This is a genomic window from Haliscomenobacter sp. (assembly GCF_033763495.1).
Classification (GTDB): domain Bacteria; phylum Bacteroidota; class Bacteroidia; order Chitinophagales; family Saprospiraceae; genus Haliscomenobacter.
Genome location: NZ_JANRKL010000166.1, coordinates 1 through 20,655, shown reverse-complemented (window position 1 = coordinate 20,655; position 20,655 = coordinate 1). Strand labels below are relative to the sequence as shown.

The following is a 20,655-nucleotide window of genomic DNA, read 5'->3' as shown; positions in this document are numbered from 1 at the left end:
AAACTTAAATAGATATTTTTTAAGGGAATTTGTGCAAAAACCTGCGGAAAAACGTTTAAACTTCATGCATTAAGAACTACTCGTTTTCACCCCTTCAAGTTTTGATCACATGAAACCTCATTACCGATTGTTCTCCATCAGCCTTTGTGTATTTGCCTTGCTCTTCATCAGTGTTGCTTGCAAAAATCAGGTAGAAAAAGAACCTGTTTCCGCGGAGGAAGACCCAATGGGTGCCATCGAGGACATGCTTGATGAAACCAAAGCCCTGGCCAAAGAAGAAGCCGCACAAGTAGATGAAGAAACCCTTAAAAGGCTGGAAAGTTTACGCCAGGAGCATTTTGCGGAGGGTACAGTTGGTGAAAAATTGTATCAGGCCATTGATGCGGGTAAAGACCTGTCTATAGAAGTTTTTTTGTTCAAAACCTTGAATTTTCAAGTGGATAAGGCGGACGTGCTTCCTGCAATGCAGGTGGAATTGCAGCAGCTGGCCAAAATTTTAAAAGCTTTCCCTCGCTTCAAAATTGAAATAGGTGCCCATACCGAAGGAGCAGGCGATCCGATTTTGAATCTCACCCTTTCACAAGACCGCGCCAGTGCTGTGGTAGATTTTTTGAGCAAAATGGGCATTGCCAAATCGCGCATGAAAGCTACGGGGTATGGCGATGAGTTCCCCGTAGCCGATGTAGAAATGATGGAGGGTCGGATGGCAAATGAACGGGTGGAATTGACGTTTTTGAAAAAATAAATGCTGTCCTTAACTGACTAGTTTGGTGTATAAATAAGATGTCTCTTAAATTTAAAATACAATGCGTTTTTTTTGCAAATCTAACCTTGCTAATCTCCAATGAATTCCTTACTTTTAGAGCCGATACTAAAGAATAGCATTTATGAGACATGAACTTTAAGCATAAAATCAAAGTACTTTTACTTTTTAACCCAATTAACTTTATTAGGTATGGTTTCAGGAAAAATATTTGAAATTAGAGAAGAGTTGAAGTCGAATAATATTGAAAAATCAATTAGACTTTTAGGGCAATTATTGGAGTATGATATAAGACTTGATGAAGTAATAATACAATCTGCAAGAAAAAATCACATAGAAAAAGAAATTCGTAGTGGAACAGTATCTTTTGAAAATGCACATTTGACTAATAATCAAATAATTAAATCCCTATTGGAAATCTGTAGGGATATCGAAGACAACTACAATGAGGCCAGTGCAAAAAAAACAACTTTTGGCCAAATGGAGCATTTGCTACATAAATTCCCCACTGGTCCCATGGTCGAGGCTTACATGGTTAGAACATTAATTATAGAGGCATGTGCAAAAAGTATAAAGCCTGAAAGGGCTTTGTCTGTTATTTCGGAAGTAAATGCCTATAGAAAAGAAGCCGATCCAAACGACACCGACGTCACTTTAATTGAAACATATCTTTTGCCACCTGTTGATAGAGTTTCACCTCTGGAATTTTGGACAAATGTTTTTACAGAGGCTCGTCTTCATGGCCCGCGAATGCTTGCAGCATTATTATTAAAAGTACCAGATGCTAATTTCTCTGGTGATGCTAAATATGAGAAAAAATTGTTACTCGAAAAAATAAAATCCTAAGTTTTTATACATAAAATAAAAAAGCATGAAAAATTCAACTTTCAAGACAATATTCTTAATAAGTTTATTGTCCCTCAACTCCTTATTTAATGTTTTTGGACAAATTGAGCAAGGGCTGCCAATTCCTGAAACAATAAATGCGGTGGCTAAATATGCCCAAGCTGGTGGCGATAGAACAATTCAACTACTTCAAAGTTATGGCTATAGCCCTCCTGTACAGTTACAAAATGAATGGGTTCGATATCCCTCAGTGAGGAAAATTACGATGGCTTATCAAGCAGCTGAGGCAGCTTCTCCAGGAAACGGCGAAAAATTGTTGGCTATGTTATCAAAAGACATGGCCCAAAAATACCAGGGGATACTATCAGAAAAACCCTTAGCCAAATTTTTTGGTAATATTTCTACTGAAATATCTAAAATTACTTTTAAAACAGCTTTAGCGTCAAGTAATGTAAATCTGGCTGATGACATTAAAAAGAGCATAATGGCTATTTCTAAATATACTGAATCAGGGGCTTTAGGTGGGACAAGGGGAATTTTAAAGTTTCATTTTGAAATTCATGATGATAATTTATTTGATATTTTAAATAAAAGTAAAACTCATACTGAAGCACTAGAAAAAGGGATTAGCCTAGCAAAATCTCCTCCACCTCCTCAAGAAAGATTAAAAAATGTAACGCAACAACTTTACAAATGTTATGAGGGAGCTCGAACGGATAAGGCGTTAAATTCAATTGCTGAGAATCCATATAAAAACCAAACAAGGTCTCTAAATCCAAACACACCTAAAATTCCTAATCCACAACCACCAGGTCCGTCCTCCGTTGATGCTGCATCTAATTATCAAAATCCTACAATAAAAAATAGTTCTGTAGAAAAATATAATAAATTTCTTGACAACAACTATGGTGGTCAATCTTCGAGAAAAATGGGATTCCGAAATGTAGTCAGAACCAGGGCTGGTTTTGGTGGCGTGATTTTAGGAGATACGGTAGTCGCTAGTTCTACATTACCGAAATTAGAATCAGTTAGGTGGATTTCAAATGAAATCGATAAATCAAGCTTACCGACGGGGGTATTAGAATTTATATTTGTGGATGGTAGTGAAAGAATTTTCCCATCAGTGAACTTAGAAGATGCCTACGCAGGTTACACCATTGCTTTTAATAATCCTACAAATAACAAACTAGAGGAGGCACATGGGCTAGCAGGTATATATGAACGATATGATTCAAATAACATGACAAGATGGGAAGTGATTTTGCATCCTGTGATTGAAAATCTTGAGCTAGGACTCATTGCGCTGATGTGTGATGTATTGCCTATTGCAGATGAAGAACTTAAGGAGAAAATAAGAGATTGCAATTGCGATACTAACTCTAGAGTAGAAAAATGGCTAAATGGGTATTTGCCCTCTACTTGGAAGATAACAGATGTTCCTATTTTTATCGATCAGAGCGGAAGTTTCTTGACGTTAAAAAGAATGGATATAGAGCAAAATTCGAAAGAAATTGATCAGTCTTTAATTACAATGCACGGTTTTGGACTTTTTGGGACAGAATCTCAGGAAGAAAGAGAGTTTTACTCTATTTCTCCTATCCTAATCAAAAGTACCAGAGAATATGAACGGTTGAATGATTTTGTTAAAGTATTTGCACTTATGCGCTGGGCTAAATTCAGTAATGCAACGTTTCTCAACCCCCCTGTGCCAAATGAATGGATAAAAACACCAGAAAGAGTTTGGTTATCTGAAGGTAGGGTGTTGCTAAATCCTAATATAGGTACTTCAAAGTTTAAGCGGGCAAATACTGGGAATAGCGGATTTCTTGGAGAGGCAGCAGCAGATCGTGATCTAAACGGAGTTATAGCTCCTGCTATCCCGCAAACAACTTTTTTTAAAGGAGTATCAAAATATGACACTCTTTCATATTTGTCGAGTGAAGACACATACACTGGAAATTATTACAGAATCCAACTAGAGGCACCTTATTTTAAAGATTTTTTAGTAGATCACCCAAAATATAGTTTCATTAGTCAAATTGGGAAATTAGACACTGAATTTTTGACCAATAAAAATATGGTTCGGGTTCTTATTTCTGGGTTTGAAGAGAAAAGTAATGCAATTGCAGCATTACATGAAGCGCGAAAAAATGGCTTTTCACAGGCTTTTATAGTTTACTATAAGAATGGAAACAGGTATGGAAAAGTTTCTGATAAGTAAGATAGGTAATTGATTTAATTTTTGTTGGTTTGGTTTTGAAGGAATTGATCTTTCCATTAGAACCAAACCAACAAAAATTAAATCACTTCTTTGCCAAACTTTTGATCTTCTCCTCCAAATCCAGTTCATCGCCTGGATTGTAACCCGTGTGCTCATACACGATGTTCCCCTTTTGATCGATCAAATAAGTTTGGGGGATGGTTTGAAAATTGAGGGCGGTTTTGAGTTGATTGGCTGCGTCACTGAGGAAAATGTAAGGCCAGCCTTTGGTCGTCACCATGGGTTTTACTTTGGGCAGGTCGCGTTGGGTATCAATGGTGACGGCCAAAAACTGCACATCGTATTCGTCTTTCCAGTCGCCGTACACTTCCGTAATTGCGTCCATCTCCCGCTTGCAGGGGGCGCACCAGGTGGCCCAAAAACTCAGGATCGTGATCTTGCCCTTTCCTACATAACTTTTGATCTGCACACTCTTGCCATCCAGGGTTTTGACCGTGGCATCGGGCAATGTTTTGCTGCTTTGCGCAGAGAGTGCAATCGTCAAAAGCGTCGCGGCGGCGAACATCCCGTATTTCATCAATTTCATCCTATCTGATTTTATTAAGTTTGATGCTTTAAAAATAGCTGCTTAATCCTGCACGCTAAGTAGTTGACTACACTAAATCCCTGATTAAGTCACCACTAAGACAATTCCAAATGAACCGCTTAAGTATTCCGTTCAGTGTAATCATGCTGTATCTCGCGTTTTTGCCCTTACAAATGGTGGCGCAAGATAATCCTTCTTCCAACGGTGGACAAATTTCTGGAAGCCTACAAACCAACGCCAACTTTTTCATCCGCGATTCCCTGATTGGTGCGGCCAATACGCCCCAATATGATCGCCAACTTTACGGCGCCGAAGCCTGGCTCAACCTCAACTACAACAACTGGGGCTTTGATTTTGGCCTGCGCTTCGATGCTTTTAACAACTCTAATTTACTCAATCCGACCGATTCTTATTCTGGTCAAGGAATTGGGATGTGGTTCATCAAAAAACAGGTAGACCAACTGGGCATTACTGCGGGGTACATTTACGACCAAATTGGCAGCGGCATCATTTTCCGCGCGTTTGAGGAACGCCCTTTGTTGATCGACAATGCGCTGATTGGCCTGCGGCTGGAATACAGCCTGGGAGAAAACTGGAAAATCAAGGGGTTTACGGGCAAGCAGCGGCAGCAATTTGACAGTTACCGCTCGATTATTAAAGGGGTAAGTTTGGATGGTTTTGTTAGTTCAAACGATGAAAATGCCTGGACATTGGCACCCGGATTTGGCATTGTCAATCGCACCTTGGATGATCAATCCATGAATTCATTAGTGTCGGTGTTGAATACCTATGGCGCCGACTACGTCTTTGTGCCCAAATTCAATACCTATGCTTTTACTGGCTACAATACCCTGAGTAAAGGAGCTTTCTCCTGGTATTTTGAAGGTGCCTATAAAACCCCCGACGCACAAAACGACCCTTTTGCCGAAACCATCATCAAGGGAGATACCATCACTGGGGATCGGTTTATCCAAAAAGCGGGAACGGTTTTTTACTCCAACCTGAGTTATGCAGGCGAAAAATTTGGCCTCAGCCTGGAGGGCAAACGCACCCAAAACTTCTCCTGGCGTACCCGCCCACAGGAACAGGCGAACCGGGGCACGCTGAATTTCATCCCCCCGATGGCCCGCTCCAATACCTATCGCTTGACTTCGCGTTACAATGCAGCTACCCAGGAATTGGGGGAACTGTCTTTCCAAGCGGATTTGCGCTATGCCCCCAGCAAAAAACTGAGTTTTAATGTGAATGTATCCAACATCCAAAACCTGGAGGATGAGTTGCTGTATCGGGAAATTTATGCAGAAATGACCCTGAAGATCAAACGCAACACCACCATCATTGCCGGGGTGCAGCGCCAGGAGTACAATCAGGAGGTATTCGAAGTAAAACCCAATGTGCCGCTGGTAAGGACCATCACGCCGTTTTTTGAATACCAATACAAATTCACCCCGCGCAAATTGTTGCGCATTGAAGCTCAATACCTGTTTATGCAAGAAGATCCGAGGGTGGAATTGGGTGCCGATTTTGGTTCCTGGGCCTGGCTGCAGGCAGAATATACCCTGGCCCCGCATTGGACTTTCGCCGCGGCCAATATGTTCAATGCAGTGCCAGGAGTGGCTAGCCCGGTGGAAAATGGCAAACGTAAAGCCTTGTACTACCCGCGCTTCGACGTGTTTTACACCATCAAATCAAACCGTTTTTCATTGAGTTACATCAAACAAGTGGAAGGAGTGGTGTGCACAGGTGGGATATGCCGTTTGGAGCCGGCATTTAGTGGGTTTCGTTTTGCGGTGACCAGTACCTTTTGAAAGTTTAGGGGTTGAGGAGTTTAGAAGTTTAGGCAAGTTAGCGTCTAAACCGCTGCGGCAGCCTCAACTTCTCAACCCCTCAACTTCTCAACGCATAAACTATTTTGGTCCCTCGATATTTGAAGGCTGTTGCTGCGCTTTGTTGTCAACTTCACGCATTCCTTCTTTCAATTCAGACTCAATAGTAGATTTGGCGGCGTTGAATTCGCGAATCCCCTTGCCGATACCACGCATCAGTTCTGGAATTTTTCTACCACCAAACAACAGCAGGATCGCGAAGAAAATCAAGAGGACTTCCGATCCGCCAAGCGCAAACAACAACATCATTGTTCCCATGACGATCTTTTTTTTTGAATGATCTATGGATTCTCTTTCGAAAACCCTTGATAAGCACCCCAGAGGGATGCTCTAATGTTAGACAGCCCGCAATGTACGAAGGTTTAAGCAGTAACGCTAGAAAAAATATGGCGAAACGGGCAGAACTTTGACGTAAACCGGGCATTTTTTTAAGTACTTATTTTTTTAAGCCAATTTCCCGCAACCTTTCATCCAGGTACTCACCCGCTGTAATGGGTTCATAATGTAGCGGGTTATCAGCAGTCACACAGGATGGCAAACAGCTCAAATCCATGTCACTGACCGGGTGGAGGAAGAAAGGAATCGACAAACGGGGCAGGTGCCACTCTTCCCGTGGCGGATTGACCACCCGGTGGGTAGTTGACTTCAGGTAATTGTTGGTCAACCGCTGGAGCATATCCCCAACATTGATCACAATTTCGTCCTCCTCTGGCACAATGGCCATCCATTTTTCCTCTTTATTCAGCAGTTCAAGTCCCCCTGCAGACGCGCCAACCAACAAGGTGATCAGGTTGATGTCCTCGTGTTGTTCAGCCCGGATAGCTGAAGCGGGCTCCTGGGTAATGGGCGGGTAAAAAATGGAACGCAAGATGCTGTTTCCGTAGGTGATCTGGGATTCAAAATAACTTTCGCCCAGATTCAGGTGAATGGCAATGGCTTTCAACAATTGGGCTCCGGTGCTTTCAAAAGCTCGATACAACTGGAAACCCAATTGAGCAAAAGCTGGTTCTTCTGTCGTTTGTACATTATCCGGGTATTTTGCTTTGGAAGGATGGCCTTCAGGTACCTCTTGCCCGATTTGAAAAAACTCTTTCAAATCGGCTACTTTGGATTGCTTGGCGTGTTCTTTGCCAAAGGAGGTATACCCCCGTTGTCCAGCCAGGCCAGGGACCTCGTACTTCCTTTTGGTTTCTTCCGGAAGAGCGAAAAAACGTTTGGAAGCGGCGTAAAAATCATCAATCAAGTTTTTGGATATACCGTGATTGACAACGCCTACAAAGCCAATGTTGTGGAAGGCATCGCCTAACTCTTGTACAAAAGCAGTTCGTTCTGCTGCAGAACCATTGACAAACTTGGAAAGGTCAACTAATGGAATTGCGCGTTTCATATTGGTTTTGATTACAGTTTAGGCTTATAACGAGCCCGTTTAAGAATCGTTTGGCTATCCGTCAAACGGAATAGTTCTTTCAGTGGGGTATCGGGATTTTGTTCCATGTAAGCTTTGATGATCTGCCAACCCAGCCAATCTCCCGTGCGACCAGGTGCTTCGGCGGGCATGCCGGGGGAATTGGGACTGTATTCTACAAATTTGCGAATCTTTTGCCATTCCGTGTTGTACAACAGGTTTTGTTGCAAAAAATAAGCCCAAATGTTGTTCTCGTTTTCATTCAACCATTTCCATTGGCTGGTCGAAACTTCCATTTTGGCTGTATCGGCAACGAAGGGCAACAAATGGTCGAGCAGGTACATTTTTTTGCCATTGTGGATCATGTGATCCAGCAGGGTTTCACCAGCAGGGGCTTCTCCTACAATGTCCGTAACCAGTGGCCAGAGGGTTTTGACCGCAATGTGTTCTTTGTTAAAAGTACGAGTCAGGTACTGTGAAAAATTGGGGTTGTCGGGGTTGAAATTGAGGTAGGGGTATTTTTCACCCAAAAAGAAATCGAGACCAATGGCCAGGTCGTCGTTGGCATACACAAAATTTCCGATGGAGTACTCGGAGATGAAGGTAGTCAGGGTCGGGACCTTCCGCTGGGGAAAATAATACTTGTAATAGCGGAATGCCTCTTCCAGTTGCGCGATGCTTTCCTTGGGCAAATCGGGATAAATCACCTGACAAGTATCGTACAAATGGCGCACAGCAGGGTGGGTCATAAAACCTTTGACAAAGGCTACTTCGCCCTCCGGGGCCACTTCTTTGGAGGTAGCGCCCAAAATGTTGTCAAAATAAATGGTGGCAAACTCGCCATATTTTGACTTTAGGAAAGGCAACTCTTCGGCCAGTTTGTTCGTATCCATTTTGAACAAGTCTTGCTCAAAACGGCGAATTGTTAATTTTACCGGGGAAATGCCGGAAACATCTGGTAAATCGTCCCTTTTGTCAGACTTACAACCCGCAAAAAACGTTAATACACAGAGTAAAATCAAAACGTTTTGCCAACTCATACCGGATTAGACTTTTTTTTTATTGGTGAGAATCTAATTTTGTAGTTGAGGCGTTGAAATAAACGGCCACTGAGCGAAGCCGAAGTGCCGTTTATCTCAACGCTTCAACCAACTAGCCAACACAAAACAATCGAAACATGAAAAAAATTATTGCAGTAGCAGCATTTTTATGCATCGCGCTAACGCAGTTATCTGCCCAGTTTGAAGATGTAAGGTTTGGATTTCAACTAAGCCCCGCTTTCACGGGTATGAACACTGACAACAAAAACATCAACCGCAACGGTACAAACCTGGGACTCAAACTAGGGATGATGACCGAATTGTACTTCCGCCAAAACTACGCTATTTCTACCGGAATTGGCTTTGCGTTCAACCATGGTGGGTCCTTGACTTATGAATACGGTGGAAAATATTGGGTGCAGTCGGATTTGGGCCCGGATTTGGATAGCTTGCCTGCCGGGGTGAAACTGAAGCATAGCTTGCAGTTTATCGAAATTCCGCTGCTGGTCAAAATGCGGACGCGGGAATTTGGCCGCATGCGTTACTTTCTGGAACCGGGGGTGTTCCTCAACTTTAAATCAAAATCAACGGGTAGCATTGAAGGGCGTGGCATCGGCTCCGATGCCGAAAAAATCAACATCAAAAAAGACATCAACGGCATCAGCATGCTTTGGGGCTTGAATGGTGGGCTTGAATACAGCCTGGCTGAAACGACTTCCCTGGTGGCGGGCATTGGCTTTCAATCGGGTTTTACCGATTTGACTGAAGACAAAGGCACCGTTTTTGACCCTTCGGGTAACAAACGTGAAAACTCCAAGGCAACGGGGAGCGCGATAGTGCTGAAGTTGGGGATTATTTTTTAAGAGCATCTGAAGTTCGTGGGTTCGGGGTTTTATGGGAGAGCCATCCTTTAATTCTCGAATCCACGAGCGATTTTATCGTTTTATCAAACGACAGGGGCTCTATCTAGGTCGCTATAAGGGTAATGTCCTGCTTGTTTCAATTTATCAAATAGTTTATCGATGCCATTTTTTCTAGCATATTCCATTTCGCTTCTAAAAACTTGAATGCATAGCAGCAAATGATGTTGCCTATCACCAATGTAAAATTTCTTGTTTTCAGGTTCATATAAATCAAAGATTAAACAAGTATTTTCTTCACCTTCATCGTTGGGTATTTCACAAGTTTCATTTGGGTTTAAAATAGCTTCTCTTGAATAAAATCCAATTGTTGTAAAAAAACTACAGACTTTTCGTTCAATAAAATTGAAAGGAGTCTTCGTATCACTGTTGTGTTCGTAATTGTGCTTGGTGAAAGCCACAAGTTCATATGTCCCATGCCTGTTTGGCAAAGGGCCAGTTCCATCTGGTTCTAAAAGTTCCATCGTCGCAAAACCTGTACCCTTGATGTGATTGGGAAAATAATACATATCAACTGCACCTCCGACTGCGAAAGAAATGATTGCATGCCCAACTAAGTCGTGCATTTTACCCAAAACATTTTCAAGTCCTTGTAATTTGAGTTCATAATCCGTTTCATATTCTTGTTCAGTAAAATCTTTTGCCGCTTGCTGGTGGGTTATACCGAACAATTTTTTAAAAAAATTCAACATACGTAAATCATTGGATTGTTGATCTAGTTATTTTTTCTCATCCCTAAAAGAATATTGGGTTGTATTTTTTACTGCGCTTGAGGCACGCTTTTTTCACTCGCCGACCAATCAGTAATTGATTTTGCCAATGTTTCAATTAATCCAACCATGTCGAATTCTTTGATTTTTTTCTGCTCACTTGCAACATAGAACACTTCAATAAAAAAGTTAGCCAAGTATTCTTTGAACTCTGGCAGTGTCGCAGCCATCACTTTTTCATAATCCATCCGCCAGAAAATCTCCAAAAGTTTAGCCTTTCGGTGAAAAATAATTTCATTGGTATGTCTTTTCTGCTCTGGGAGCATAATCAACGCAACAAACCAAACACCTTTCAATCCCGAGCCAAAAGCTTCGATATTGATTCTTTCATCCAAAAATCTTCCTAGCTCATAAGTTAGCTGCACCTTGTCGAAAGGCACTTCATGCCAACACGCACTGGAAGTGTAAATAGGTCTTTGTATGACTGTTTGGTTGTTCATTACTGCAATTTAAGTGTTTTTCATCAAAAATCAACCTTATTGCCAGGCGGTCGAATTAAAGGAGTTGATCTTTTTAAATTTTCAGGTAATAATGCATAGTTGTAAATTTTAATTTTTTCGAGCTTTTGACAAGTCGTCAAATCTCCTATATATTCTGTTGCGTAGACTAAACCTAGAGGAATGCCCACATTCCCATACCTACGATTTTTACCCATGCGTGTCGAGCCATATTTCCATACTTCACCTTTTTCTAGGTAAATCAGTGTTTGTTTTCCACAACTATAACAAGGATAATAGCCAGCTTACGATGCATATATTACATATTGCTCTGCTTCATCATATTCTGCCAACTCCTTTTGTAACTTTTCCTTTCGATGTGGCGCTAACTCATACTGCCCATCTTTTTCTATCAAAAAATCAAAGTCTTCAACATTGAAAGCCGTATAAATAGTGGCTACGACGACAATAAGCAACCACCAGAGCCTTCGGTGAGGTTTTGGGTTGGGTTGTTCAGGCGTTTCCTGCTCAGGCTGAACCGAGGGGGGCGACAGCGTCCTGGTGTTCATTTTTTTTGTAGGTTTTTAAAAGAATTCAAACATAATATTTTTAATTCAAACAAGCAAATCTTGTAGCATACTTGTTTGAATTCTTTTAAACCCTACATTTTGCTCAATTATTTAGCCTTTTTCCCCTTCTTTGGCCGATTCGCCTTCATCGCGTCCAGCTTCGCTTTTTGCTCATCGTTCAACACCAGACGAATTTCTTCTTGCATGGATTGTAACAGCGGTGCCATCGCCTCACGCCGTGCAGTTTGTTCGGTATTGCTGTCCCGAGCCTCTTTAAGTTTGGGGCGGTAAGTGCTGATTACCGATTTAATCTTGGTTTCCTGGTCGGCACTCAGGCTGAGTTTGACCCGCATCGAGTCAAGATTCGGCAATTGACCGGGGCCTCCTCCCGGGCGTTGAGCACTCAAATTCAGTGCAAACAAAAACAAACAGGCAAAGAAGCTGATTTTTAAAAACTTCATGGTTTATATGTATTTTAAAGATTAAGGAACGGAAATAAAATAAAGTAAACACTTGACCGGCTCTTTTTTGATTTTGCTGCGTTACTCGTCAGTTGCGTAGGCTGGCTATGCGCCTTCCTCGCGCCTTGCCAAATCAAAAAATAACTCGGTCAACTTGTTTACTTTATTTCATTTCCGTTCCTAAACAAGTTCCAAACCCTTAAAGGACTGACCCAAAATTTGGGGCGCTGGCGCATCCAGCCAACGATTGAGCACGGTTGTGTAAATATCCCGGAAGTCCACCTGGTATTTCAAGTCCCCGTCATCCAGGTTTTTCAGGTCGGCAGGGCCGTTGAAAAAGCCTGCTTTTTTCAGGTTTCCGCCCATCAGGAAGAGGTTGTTGGCGGTGCCATGATCGGTACCTGCACTGGCATTTTGTTTGACCCGGCGGCCAAATTCCGAGAAGGTCATGATCAAAACATCATTCAGCAGGTTGTTCTGCTTGAGGTCTTGTACAAAAGCCTTCATGGCCTCCGCGTATTGCTGGAGCAGGCGTTCCTGACGGTTGCGCTGATTGGCGTGGGTATCAAATCCGGTCAGGCTGGCGTAATAAATGCGCGTATCCGTATCGGCAGTGATCAATTGGGAGATCATCTTCAGGTCCTTGGCAAATTCACTCTGCGGATAAGCCACCGTAGAGCGATACACCTTGGATTTTTCGAACAAATAGTCCGCCGAAGATTGGGTGTCCACCAGGGTTTTGTACAAATAAGCCACATTTTCTTCGTGGTGGGCCGTACTTGGGGTTTTTCCCACGGCTTGCAGGATTTTGTTGTCGGTCGTCCGTTTGAGTTGGGCGGGGTCACTCATGGCGAAACCACGGCGTTTTTCACCCTTAAGCGCCAAACTCAAAGTGTCGTCTAGCTCGATGGCCTGATAAGGAGACGCACAACCAGCACAATTGCTGTCGAGGTAACGCCCCAACCAACCACTGTTCAGGTACTCGGTGCTTTCGCTGGCGGTGTGCCAAATGTCCATGGAGCGGAAGTGCGAACGATCGGGGTTGGGGTATCCCACACTGTTGACAATGCTCATCACCCCCTCATCGTACAAACCTTGCAGAGCTTGCAGCGCGGGATTGAACCCCAACTCGTCGCTCACCTTCAGCACTTCGGTTTTTGGGATTGCGAGATTAGGCCGGTTTTGGTAATACAGGTCGTTTTGGTAAGGGACAATGGTGTTGAGGCCGTCGTTGCCGCCCGAAAACTGCACCACTACCAACACTTTACCCGCCCGCCGGGCCATCAATTGGCCAAAGGAAATATCGTTGAGGAAGGCCGGAATCATCATGGCTGTACTGGCCAACGCCGACTGCTTCAGGAAGTTTCTTCTTTTCATTTTTATAAAGTTGAGGGGTTGAGGAGTTGAGAAGTTGAGTGTCGCTCGCAGTAGCCTAAACACCTAAACTTCTCAACTCCTCAACTTTTATTAGCACATTTGATATTCCGGCAAAGTCATCAGACGCGTGGTCATTTGGCGAATGATGGTTTCGCGGTCGGTAGCAGGCAATTCTTTGGTGTAGGTTTCAATCGGCAATGCCGTGGGCGTCAGCAATAGGTATTTGGCCAATTCTGTAGCAATTTCGTTGCTGCTGTTGCCTTTGATGCCGGCACTTAATGGCTGGAGGTTGATGGTGTTGCTCAGTCGGCGATTGCCTTTTTCGCGGGCTTCGTCCTCAAACTCACCTTTGGTACGCAAGCTGAATTCGGTTGAATTGAACAAATAACCCGGCAAATTTAGGCGCAACATCAGGGTAGAATTGTCGATCCAGGTTTTACCTCCTGGCCAACCAGCCACATTGGGGGGATTGAAAAGAATTTGCCCCAAAGCCCGTTGGATAAACAGCATGCCCAATGGTTGCTCGAACTTCAGCTCCACGCTACGCATCAACCCTGCGGTGAACTCAATCGGCGACTTGATGCGGTTGCCCCTATTTTGGGCCGCATAAAACCAATCGCTGCTGAAAATGCTCTGCATCAACTTGCCAATGTCGTAGCCTGACTGGAAAAACTGCTTGCTAAGGGCACTGACCAGGGTTTCATCCACTTGATCGTTGACAAAATGTTTATAAATTTTGCGCACGATGAACTGGGCAGTTTGGGGCTTTTCCAGGATGATGTTGATGATGTCTTTGCCATCAAACGTGCCTGTTTTGCCAAAAAAGGTTTTGCTGCCGTAATCGTGCCACATGGGGCGGAAGATGTAGTCGCCACGCAAATCGCTGGACCAGCCGGTAAAAGCCCGGGCCGCTTCTTTGATGTCCTTTTCGGTGTAATTGCCACGCCCCAGGGTGAAGAGTTCCATCAATTCGCGGGCGAAGTTTTCATTGGGTTTTTCCTTGCGGTTTTGTTGGTTATTCAGGTAGCGAATCATGGCGGGGTCTTGGGCAATGGCCAGCACCATGTCGCGGAAATTGCCTAGGGCGTGTTTGCGCAGGGTATTCAGGTATTGGATGCCCAGTTTGCCAAAATCGGGCTTGCAGGCAAAGTGGCCATGCCAAAAGAAGGTCATCCGTTCCAGTAGGGCACTTTCTTTGGGGTTGGCCATACGATTGACCCAATTGACATTGTATTCAAAAATGCGGCGTTTTTCTTCCCGCAGCATTTGTTCGAACAGTTCGCGGTTTTCCCGCCTTTTTTCCATGTCTTCGGGCAGGCCCATTTCTGCAACGGGTAGACTCACTTGCGCCTGGCGAGCTTGCGCGAACAACTCATCGATGGCCTTGCTGATGGGCCAGTCCTTTTTTTGTTGCCACTCTGTGGGGCTGAGGCCAAAACCCGCGCGCCAATAGAGGTGTTTTATTTTTTCCATGTCCGCAATTTGTATTTGTGATGGTTTTGACGTCGGATAAGATACAGGGTTTAATCCAAAAATCTTAAAGTGGTGTTAAAAATGACAAGCATAAAAAAATTCAACATTCCTTACAAAATCACGTGTAATTTTGTACTTGTTCCAACGTAGATGACATGAAGACATTGAGACGATCATTTTGCTACACAATATTAGGTGCTACGATTTTGCTTTGGGCATGCAGCTCCAAGCCCAAGGGAGTAGAAACTGCCACCGAGGCCCAACTCGTCAGTACCCTGGGCCAATTGGAAAGCCAACTGCGCGAAAGTATTGGAACCACCCTGGATACCACCAAAATAAATACCTTTGTACAAAATGCAAAGACCCTGGCCGAACGTTTTCCTCAAGACTCCCTCGCACCTTTATATTTGTTCAAAGCTGCGGAGTTGCGCCACGCCAGCGGGAAATGGGCCGAGGCCATTGATCTTTGGGGTACGATTGATACAAAATTCAAAAATTACCAGCGCAGCCCTGAGGCTTTATTCATGCAGGGCTTTGTGTCGGAGAATGACTTGCAAGATCGAAAACAAGCCATTCGGTATTATGAGGTATTTTTGGCAAAACATCCCGAACATCCGATGGCTGACGATGCCAGAGCTTTGATCGAGAACCTCAAAAAAGGAATCACTGATCAGGAACTGATCGAACAATTTGAACAACAGCAACAATAGTTTTGTATACAGCACGGGTAAAGGCTTAAAAACTGGAACCTGTGAAATTAAAAATCATTCCTATGAAGAAGATATGCTCCACTCTGGTCGTTTTTTTCGCCCTGATCGGTTTTGTAGCGGCGCAAGGCATTGAGTTTTTCCACGGCACCTGGGTAGAAGCCCTGGCTGAAGCCAAAAAGCAGGAAAAACCCATTTTTGTAGACGCCTACACCACTTGGTGCGGCCCCTGCAAAATGATGTCCAAAGACGTGTTTACCCATGCTGATGTGGGCGCTTTTTTTAATGAAAACTTCATCAGCATGAAGATTGACATGGAAAAGCCAGAGGGGGAAAAATTTCAAAAAACCTACCCCGTTTCGGCCTATCCTACCTTGCTTTTCATCGGCAACGATGGTAAAGTGATCAAAAAAGTAGTGGGTGCCAAACAAGTGGAAGATTTCATCAAGGAAGGCAAAAGTGCCCTTGGTCGGGTAGAAAATACCGAGGCTTATGCAGAGGCTTACGAAAAAGGAGACCGCAGCCCCGAACTGGTGTACAAATACGTGCGCTCCATGGCGCGGAATGGCAAACCCAATCCCCGCATTGTCAACGATTATTTGCGGACCCAAAAAGACCTGAACTCCGAATTGAGCCGCAAAATCATCTTCGAAGGCACCTCCGAAGCAGACAGTAAAGCTTTTGAGCTGCTGGTACAACAACGCAAGGAAATTGCTGCCCTGGTAGGCGGAGAAGATGCGGTAAATGCCAAAATTTACGGTGCCTGCAAAGCCACTGCGCAGAAGGCCATTACCATGCAAAACGATGAATTGCTGAAAGAGGCCAAGAAAAAAATGCAAAGCTACCTTCCTGGACGCGCCGCCGCATTTTCTGCCCGGATGGACATGGAAATGGCCAACAAACAGGAAAATGATAAAGATTACCTGAAAGCCGCCAAAGCTTATGCTAAAGCTGCCGAGAGTGAACCAGTCACCGAAATGCGTACCATTGCTTTCGATTTGAAAAAGCGGAGTGCCGAGCAGGCGGATGCCCTGGATATTGCCATCGACTTGATGAAAACAGCTTCTGAAAAAAGCGATCAGTCCATTTACACCCTCAGTTATGCCGACCTGCTGCTGACCAAAGGTAAACTGGCCGAAGCCAAAGCAGCCGCTGCCAAAGCATTGAAACTGGCTGAGAAAGAAGGGGAAGAAAGTATGCAGCGGGCAAAAATGGTTTTTGACAAATTGTCCGCGCCCTAAAGCAAACTCTTGAAAAGGCAACTGGCGCTGGTACAAGTCTCCAGCTGGTACAAGTCTGGAGACTTGTACCATTATTGACACGTCTCTGACGTGTGTTTGCTCAGTATTTTCGCGTTGCTCATGCGTCAGAGACGCGAAAATATTGGTACAAGTCTGGAGACTTGTACCAGCTAAACCAACCAGCCAAACCACCTAAACCCAGTTTTGAACCAGCTAATCAACTTCATGCAAGATCAACAAGTACCACGTACCGATATTGGCACTTTAGGCGAATTCGGCCTGATTGACCATTTGACCCGTCAGTTTCCCCTGGAAAATGCCTCTTCTCTGAAAGGAGTAGGCGACGATGCCGCTGTGATTGACAACACCGGCTATCTGACCGTAGTTTCTACCGACATGCTCGTCGAAGGCATCCACTTTGACTTGATGTACACTCCGCTCAAACACCTGGGCTACAAATCCATCACCGTCAACCTCTCGGACATTTACGCCATGAATGCCCAACCCAAGCAGGTGACGGTCAGCATTGCCTTGTCCAATCGCTTCTCCCTGGAAGCAGTGGAAGAGATTTACGAGGGCATGCGCCTGGCCTGCAAGCACTATGGGGTAGACCTCGTGGGGGGCGATACCAGCTCGTCCAACAAGGGCCTGATTTTGTCCATTACCGCCATTGGCCAGGGTACCGCTGAGAAATTAGTCTACCGCAATACCGCCAAAGTAGGCGACCTCATTTGTGTCACTGGCGACCTGGGAGCAGCCTATCTGGGTTTGCAAATACTGGAGCGGGAAAAACAAATTTTCCTGGATACCCCTGGCGTCCAGCCCGATTTAGAAGCACAGGATTACATCATCGGGCGCCAACTGAAGCCAGAGGCGCGCAAGGATGTGATTGAGATGTTTGAAAAAAATCAACTGGTGCCTACCGCGATGATTGACATTTCAGATGGCTTGGCTTCGGAGTTGTTTCATATCTGTACGCAGTCGGGCGTAGGTGCTTACCTGGAAGAGTCGGGCATCCCCATCCATCCTGATACCCAAATGCAGGCCATCAAATTCGGGCTTGACCCAGCTACTTGCGCCCTGAATGGCGGTGAGGATTATGAATTGCTCTTCACCATCAATCCGAAAGATGTGGATAAAATCCGCTTCTTGCCGGATATCTACATTGCGGGTGAAATTGTGGAGGCAAAGGATGGTTTGAAACTACATACCAAAGGTGGCAACATTCATCCATTAAAAGCTCAGGGCTGGCAGCACTTGTAAAGTACCAACTAATTTACCAAAATGCCTATTTTCTTAGTTGTCCTATCCATGCGAAATGGATCAAATTTCTTAACGGTTTGACCAAACGGTATTATTCAAAAATGCACTAGGGTTAAATCTTGCAATCTGGTCAAATTCGCTTTCCGACAGTTGATCCATAAGATCAGCAAGGATATTTTTATCCGACAGGTGGTTGCGTACAACATAAAAATCAGTTCCAAATAACACCCTAGATTTTAGGCCTGGGTTGAGCAAAGTTTGTTTGAGCAAAGGTTGAATCTGGGGATTGTACAAAATATAACTCAGATCGGCGTAGACATTTGGAAATTGTAACATCAGACTACTAATGATAGAATACCAATCGGCACTTCTCCATATTTGAGCCAACTTATCCTGTCTCTTTTCCAATGCTTCATCATCTTCATGCTTTTCCTCCTCGGCCGAAAAATCAATCCCCTTTGAAGGGTATTGAATCATTTGATGGCCGTAATTCCCTCTGTCCTGTTCCATGAAACGCTTCCATTCGTCATCACCTCCATAATGCCCAAAGCATAATTTTAATTCACGAAGATTCTGTTTTAAATTGGGTTCATCTTCTTGGTAACCAAAGAGATCATGAATACGCTTATCCTTACTTTTAGCAATCAGTTGCCTTAAAAACCGCTCATCCAATAAACATAGATAATTGAGGGGATGCGTAAAATTGTTGACAAAGTCTTTATTTTTTATTTCCAACAAGTCCAAAGCTTCTTCAATGCCTTTACTCGGACATTGCTTGAAGACTGGGTGTTTATCCCACTGTTTTTCCTTTTTTCCCCGGTAAAAAATTGTTCCTCGAATGCAATGAGTTAAAATTGGCAAATCATTATCAGCCGCATATTTCCAAAGGGGCAATAACACTTCATCGAAGGGATAATAGCCAAGAGAAGGATAAATCTTAAAACCACTAAAACCGTGTTTTTCAATGTATTCTTTGATGAAACAATCTTTAAGGATGACTTTGCCATTCTGTACCTCATAGTCGAAATGTTTAGCTTCTTCCTTTTTCAACCGACGAGGATCTATAAAAACAAAAGGGAAAACACTATCCTTATGGTTTTTTTTAATCCTGAGTAAACCTTCCATTTGGGCGGCATAATTATTTGCTTCTTTTAAACTGCCAGCTCCCATGAATTCCATATCCATTGGCAACAATACAAAACCAGCCCCTGTCGGATACTGCTTTTTTAAGCGATTAAAAACCTTATATTGCTCTTTATAAAAGGCATAACGCCCAATGTTTAGATAGCGTTTTGCCAAAGCTTTACTATCGGAGCCAGGAAGAATGCCCAAAAAAGCCCATATTTTTTTCAAAATAAAAAAAATGAAGTTCCTCCCCAGTTTAAAAAAAATAAAAACAATCAAAACCAATAGTGATTTAAGTAAGAGTGATTTGGGTATGTACAGCAAATTATAATCCAATAACCATTTTCGTAAGGCATTAACAATATCGTTGTAATTAGCTTGTGGTTTGATGATCAGGACGAATCCATCATAGAGAATAAAGAAAGCATGAATGGTAATCATTAGCCCAAACAAAAAAATCAACCCTTTGGCCAGTAAATTTCGATCGCCAAGTATTTTTAGCCTAAACAAGATTTGATGGATTTTTACCCACCAGGCTTTATGTTTCCACTCATTAATATGGTTATACCACATCCGGAATAAAGAAACCACCAAACTAAGTGGAAGGAAGTAATAGAATGGCCAGGGCACAAAAGTTTTGGCTAGGTAAGGAGGGACATGATCACCTGTGAATACATGTGAATGGCAATTAATGATAGGGGGTTTAACGTCCATAAGTGAAATCTTTTTGGGTTATGTAATAGATGTATTAGTACTTCATTGTGATTATTTAAAAGACAGATTAAACCGAGTTGAAAATTAGTTAAAAATCGCCAGACTTTCAATAGTCTTCCATCAAATAGGGGTATCCCCCATCTTCTTGCATCTTACTTCCAAACAAGCAAGCAATGAAAAAAATACTGATCCTGACTTTGGGCCTTTTTGCCGCAGGAGCAATGTACGCCCAGCGTGAAGAAACCCTTTTCAATCAAACCCGATTGGATTTGACTGGTTTTTGGTTTACGGATAGCCACAACTTTACTTTCCTTGAGGACGATACTGAGTATTTTTCCGGAGGGAATTTTGCCTTTGAATTTGGCCGCTCTCTAATGCTAGGTTGGTCCTGGCAACGCATGAAGGACAGCTATCCGCTGCCTACCGAAAATGGCGTGTACGACCTACGTCACCGTGGATTGCTCCTGGGTTACGCGCCAGCCACTACTAAAGTGCTGCACCCTTACATGAGTGCCGTAATCGGTGGTGGCCGCATTGAATTTGATGACAACAACTCCTTCAGCCGTGATCGTGTATTTGTGCTTCAACCCGCTGTGGGCCTGGAAGTGAATGTGTTCCGCTGGTTCCGGATTGGTGCCGAGGGCGGTTACCGCCTGGTGAGTGATGTAGATGGCGGCGGGCTACAAAGCAGTGACGTATCGAAACCTTTTGCGCAGTTGCAATTGCGGTTTGGGTATTCTTGGGGAAGTTCTTGGTGGTAAAAAAGTTGAGAAGTTGAGGGGTTGAGTAGTTGGGGGTGGCGGGGGGCTATTGTTAGGGGGGGTGTGGGATATACTGGGGGGCGGGGCCAA

20 protein-coding genes are annotated in these 20,655 nt (G+C 43.7%); 9 read left to right on the top strand and 11 right to left on the bottom strand.

Annotated features, from left to right (window positions below):
- Positions 1–109 precede the first annotated feature (109 nt).
- The 3 genes from SFV55_RS17630 to SFV55_RS17620 all read left to right on the top strand — a co-directional run bounded on the left by SFV55_RS17630 (position 110) and on the right by SFV55_RS17620 (position 3,830).
- On the top strand, positions 110–745 hold the full coding sequence (locus SFV55_RS17630; RefSeq protein ID WP_320030851.1) for an OmpA family protein: 636 nt from the start codon (positions 110–112) through the stop codon (positions 743–745).
- Between the two features lie 210 nt (positions 746–955).
- Positions 956–1,609 carry a hypothetical protein gene (locus tag SFV55_RS17625; RefSeq protein ID WP_320030850.1) on the top strand — a complete coding sequence of 218 codons (654 nt, stop codon included), beginning with the start codon at positions 956–958 and terminating at the stop codon, positions 1,607–1,609.
- Positions 1,610–1,634: 25 nt separating this feature from the next.
- A complete protein-coding gene (locus tag SFV55_RS17620) occupies positions 1,635–3,830 on the top strand; it encodes a hypothetical protein (RefSeq protein ID WP_320030849.1) in 2,196 nt (731 codons plus the stop codon).
- Positions 3,831–3,912: 82 nt separating this feature from the next.
- On the opposite strand, the gene SFV55_RS17615 is transcribed toward SFV55_RS17620, so the two are convergent.
- Positions 3,913–4,416, bottom strand: a complete 504-nt coding sequence (locus SFV55_RS17615) for a TlpA disulfide reductase family protein (protein WP_320030848.1) — start codon at positions 4,414–4,416, stop codon at positions 3,913–3,915.
- Positions 4,417–4,526: 110 nt separating this feature from the next.
- Here SFV55_RS17615 and SFV55_RS17610 point away from each other — a divergent pair, with 110 nt between their 5' ends.
- Entirely contained in the window at positions 4,527–6,224 is a 1,698-nt protein-coding gene (locus SFV55_RS17610; protein WP_320030847.1) for a DUF6029 family protein, read from the top strand.
- A 99-nt stretch (positions 6,225–6,323) separates the two neighbouring features.
- Here the strand turns inward: SFV55_RS17610 and SFV55_RS17605 are convergent, their stop codons facing one another.
- From SFV55_RS17605 to SFV55_RS17595, 3 genes are all read right to left on the bottom strand, one after another.
- Positions 6,324–6,560, bottom strand: a complete 237-nt coding sequence (locus SFV55_RS17605; RefSeq protein WP_320030846.1) for a twin-arginine translocase TatA/TatE family subunit — start codon at positions 6,558–6,560, stop codon at positions 6,324–6,326.
- Positions 6,561–6,738: 178 nt separating this feature from the next.
- Positions 6,739–7,689, bottom strand: a complete 951-nt coding sequence (locus tag SFV55_RS17600) for an isopenicillin N synthase family dioxygenase (RefSeq protein ID WP_320030845.1) — start codon at positions 7,687–7,689, stop codon at positions 6,739–6,741.
- Between the two features lie 11 nt (positions 7,690–7,700).
- A complete protein-coding gene (locus tag SFV55_RS17595) occupies positions 7,701–8,747 on the bottom strand; it encodes a hypothetical protein (RefSeq protein ID WP_320030844.1) in 1,047 nt (348 codons plus the stop codon).
- A gap of 137 nt (positions 8,748–8,884) precedes the next feature.
- Here SFV55_RS17595 and SFV55_RS17590 point away from each other — a divergent pair, with 137 nt between their 5' ends.
- Positions 8,885–9,610, top strand: coding sequence for a porin family protein (locus tag SFV55_RS17590; RefSeq protein ID WP_320030843.1), 726 nt, complete (start codon positions 8,885–8,887; stop codon positions 9,608–9,610).
- A gap of 83 nt (positions 9,611–9,693) precedes the next feature.
- Here SFV55_RS17590 and SFV55_RS17585 read toward each other — a convergent pair whose 3' ends face one another.
- The 6 genes from SFV55_RS17585 to SFV55_RS17560 all read right to left on the bottom strand — a co-directional run bounded on the left by SFV55_RS17585 (position 9,694) and on the right by SFV55_RS17560 (position 14,754).
- Complete coding sequence (locus SFV55_RS17585) at positions 9,694–10,359, bottom strand: suppressor of fused domain protein (protein ID WP_320030842.1); 666 nt, start codon at positions 10,357–10,359, stop codon at positions 9,694–9,696.
- Between the two features lie 68 nt (positions 10,360–10,427).
- Complete coding sequence (locus tag SFV55_RS17580; protein ID WP_320030841.1) at positions 10,428–10,877, bottom strand: hypothetical protein; 450 nt, start codon at positions 10,875–10,877, stop codon at positions 10,428–10,430.
- Between the two features lie 302 nt (positions 10,878–11,179).
- Positions 11,180–11,443: a hypothetical protein gene (locus SFV55_RS17575; RefSeq protein ID WP_320030840.1), complete on the bottom strand. Its 264-nt coding sequence runs from the start codon at positions 11,441–11,443 to the stop codon at positions 11,180–11,182.
- A gap of 107 nt (positions 11,444–11,550) precedes the next feature.
- Complete coding sequence (locus SFV55_RS17570) at positions 11,551–11,904, bottom strand: hypothetical protein (protein WP_320030839.1); 354 nt, start codon at positions 11,902–11,904, stop codon at positions 11,551–11,553.
- Positions 11,905–12,084: 180 nt separating this feature from the next.
- Complete coding sequence (locus SFV55_RS17565; RefSeq protein WP_320030838.1) at positions 12,085–13,281, bottom strand: DUF1501 domain-containing protein; 1,197 nt, start codon at positions 13,279–13,281, stop codon at positions 12,085–12,087.
- Between the two features lie 90 nt (positions 13,282–13,371).
- On the bottom strand, positions 13,372–14,754 hold the full coding sequence (locus SFV55_RS17560; protein WP_320030837.1) for a DUF1800 domain-containing protein: 1,383 nt from the start codon (positions 14,752–14,754) through the stop codon (positions 13,372–13,374).
- A 155-nt stretch (positions 14,755–14,909) separates the two neighbouring features.
- On the opposite strand from SFV55_RS17560, the gene SFV55_RS17555 reads away from it, so the two are divergent.
- The 3 genes from SFV55_RS17555 (at position 14,910) to thiL (ending at position 17,965) form a co-directional block, all read left to right on the top strand.
- Positions 14,910–15,464: a tetratricopeptide repeat protein gene (locus SFV55_RS17555; RefSeq protein ID WP_320030836.1), complete on the top strand. Its 555-nt coding sequence runs from the start codon at positions 14,910–14,912 to the stop codon at positions 15,462–15,464.
- 62 nt (positions 15,465–15,526) lie between these two features.
- Entirely contained in the window at positions 15,527–16,702 is a 1,176-nt protein-coding gene (locus SFV55_RS17550) for a thioredoxin family protein (RefSeq protein WP_320030835.1), read from the top strand.
- Positions 16,703–16,927: 225 nt separating this feature from the next.
- A complete protein-coding gene (gene thiL, locus SFV55_RS17545) occupies positions 16,928–17,965 on the top strand; it encodes a thiamine-phosphate kinase (protein WP_413776719.1) in 1,038 nt (345 codons plus the stop codon).
- Positions 17,966–18,034: 69 nt separating this feature from the next.
- On the opposite strand, the gene SFV55_RS17540 is transcribed toward thiL, so the two are convergent.
- A complete protein-coding gene (locus SFV55_RS17540) occupies positions 18,035–19,804 on the bottom strand; it encodes a hypothetical protein (RefSeq protein WP_320030833.1) in 1,770 nt (589 codons plus the stop codon).
- Between the two features lie 173 nt (positions 19,805–19,977).
- Between SFV55_RS17540 and SFV55_RS17535 the strand changes: the two genes are divergently transcribed.
- Positions 19,978–20,565: a hypothetical protein gene (locus tag SFV55_RS17535; protein WP_320030832.1), complete on the top strand. Its 588-nt coding sequence runs from the start codon at positions 19,978–19,980 to the stop codon at positions 20,563–20,565.
- Positions 20,566–20,655 lie beyond the last annotated feature (90 nt).

Excerpts from the sequence above, each read along its gene's own strand:
- SFV55_RS17535 (WP_320030832.1), top strand. The coding sequence starts at position 19,978 with ATGAAAAAAATACTGATCCTGACTTTGGGCCTTTTTGCCGCAGGAGCA.
- SFV55_RS17620 (WP_320030849.1), top strand. The coding sequence starts at position 1,635 with ATGAAAAATTCAACTTTCAAGACAATATTCTTAATAAGTTTATTGTCC.
- SFV55_RS17550 (WP_320030835.1), top strand. The coding sequence starts at position 15,527 with ATGAAGAAGATATGCTCCACTCTGGTCGTTTTTTTCGCCCTGATCGGT.
- SFV55_RS17595 (WP_320030844.1), bottom strand. The coding sequence starts at position 8,747 with ATGAGTTGGCAAAACGTTTTGATTTTACTCTGTGTATTAACGTTTTTT.
- SFV55_RS17615 (WP_320030848.1), bottom strand. The coding sequence starts at position 4,416 with ATGAAATTGATGAAATACGGGATGTTCGCCGCCGCGACGCTTTTGACG.
- SFV55_RS17625 (WP_320030850.1), top strand. The coding sequence starts at position 956 with ATGGTTTCAGGAAAAATATTTGAAATTAGAGAAGAGTTGAAGTCGAAT.
- SFV55_RS17570 (WP_320030839.1), bottom strand. The coding sequence starts at position 11,904 with ATGAAGTTTTTAAAAATCAGCTTCTTTGCCTGTTTGTTTTTGTTTGCA.
- SFV55_RS17580 (WP_320030841.1), bottom strand. The coding sequence starts at position 10,877 with ATGAACAACCAAACAGTCATACAAAGACCTATTTACACTTCCAGTGCG.
- SFV55_RS17540 (WP_320030833.1), bottom strand. The coding sequence starts at position 19,804 with ATGGACGTTAAACCCCCTATCATTAATTGCCATTCACATGTATTCACA.
- thiL (WP_413776719.1), top strand. The coding sequence starts at position 16,928 with ATGCAAGATCAACAAGTACCACGTACCGATATTGGCACTTTAGGCGAA.
- SFV55_RS17575 (WP_320030840.1), bottom strand. The coding sequence starts at position 11,443 with ATGAACACCAGGACGCTGTCGCCCCCCTCGGTTCAGCCTGAGCAGGAA.
- SFV55_RS17590 (WP_320030843.1), top strand. The coding sequence starts at position 8,885 with ATGAAAAAAATTATTGCAGTAGCAGCATTTTTATGCATCGCGCTAACG.
- SFV55_RS17600 (WP_320030845.1), bottom strand. The coding sequence starts at position 7,689 with ATGAAACGCGCAATTCCATTAGTTGACCTTTCCAAGTTTGTCAATGGT.
- SFV55_RS17585 (WP_320030842.1), bottom strand. The coding sequence starts at position 10,359 with ATGTTGAATTTTTTTAAAAAATTGTTCGGTATAACCCACCAGCAAGCG.
- SFV55_RS17610 (WP_320030847.1), top strand. The coding sequence starts at position 4,527 with ATGAACCGCTTAAGTATTCCGTTCAGTGTAATCATGCTGTATCTCGCG.
- SFV55_RS17630 (WP_320030851.1), top strand. The coding sequence starts at position 110 with ATGAAACCTCATTACCGATTGTTCTCCATCAGCCTTTGTGTATTTGCC.
- SFV55_RS17560 (WP_320030837.1), bottom strand. The coding sequence starts at position 14,754 with ATGGAAAAAATAAAACACCTCTATTGGCGCGCGGGTTTTGGCCTCAGC.
- SFV55_RS17555 (WP_320030836.1), top strand. The coding sequence starts at position 14,910 with ATGAAGACATTGAGACGATCATTTTGCTACACAATATTAGGTGCTACG.
- SFV55_RS17565 (WP_320030838.1), bottom strand. The coding sequence starts at position 13,281 with ATGAAAAGAAGAAACTTCCTGAAGCAGTCGGCGTTGGCCAGTACAGCC.
- SFV55_RS17605 (WP_320030846.1), bottom strand. The coding sequence starts at position 6,560 with ATGGGAACAATGATGTTGTTGTTTGCGCTTGGCGGATCGGAAGTCCTC.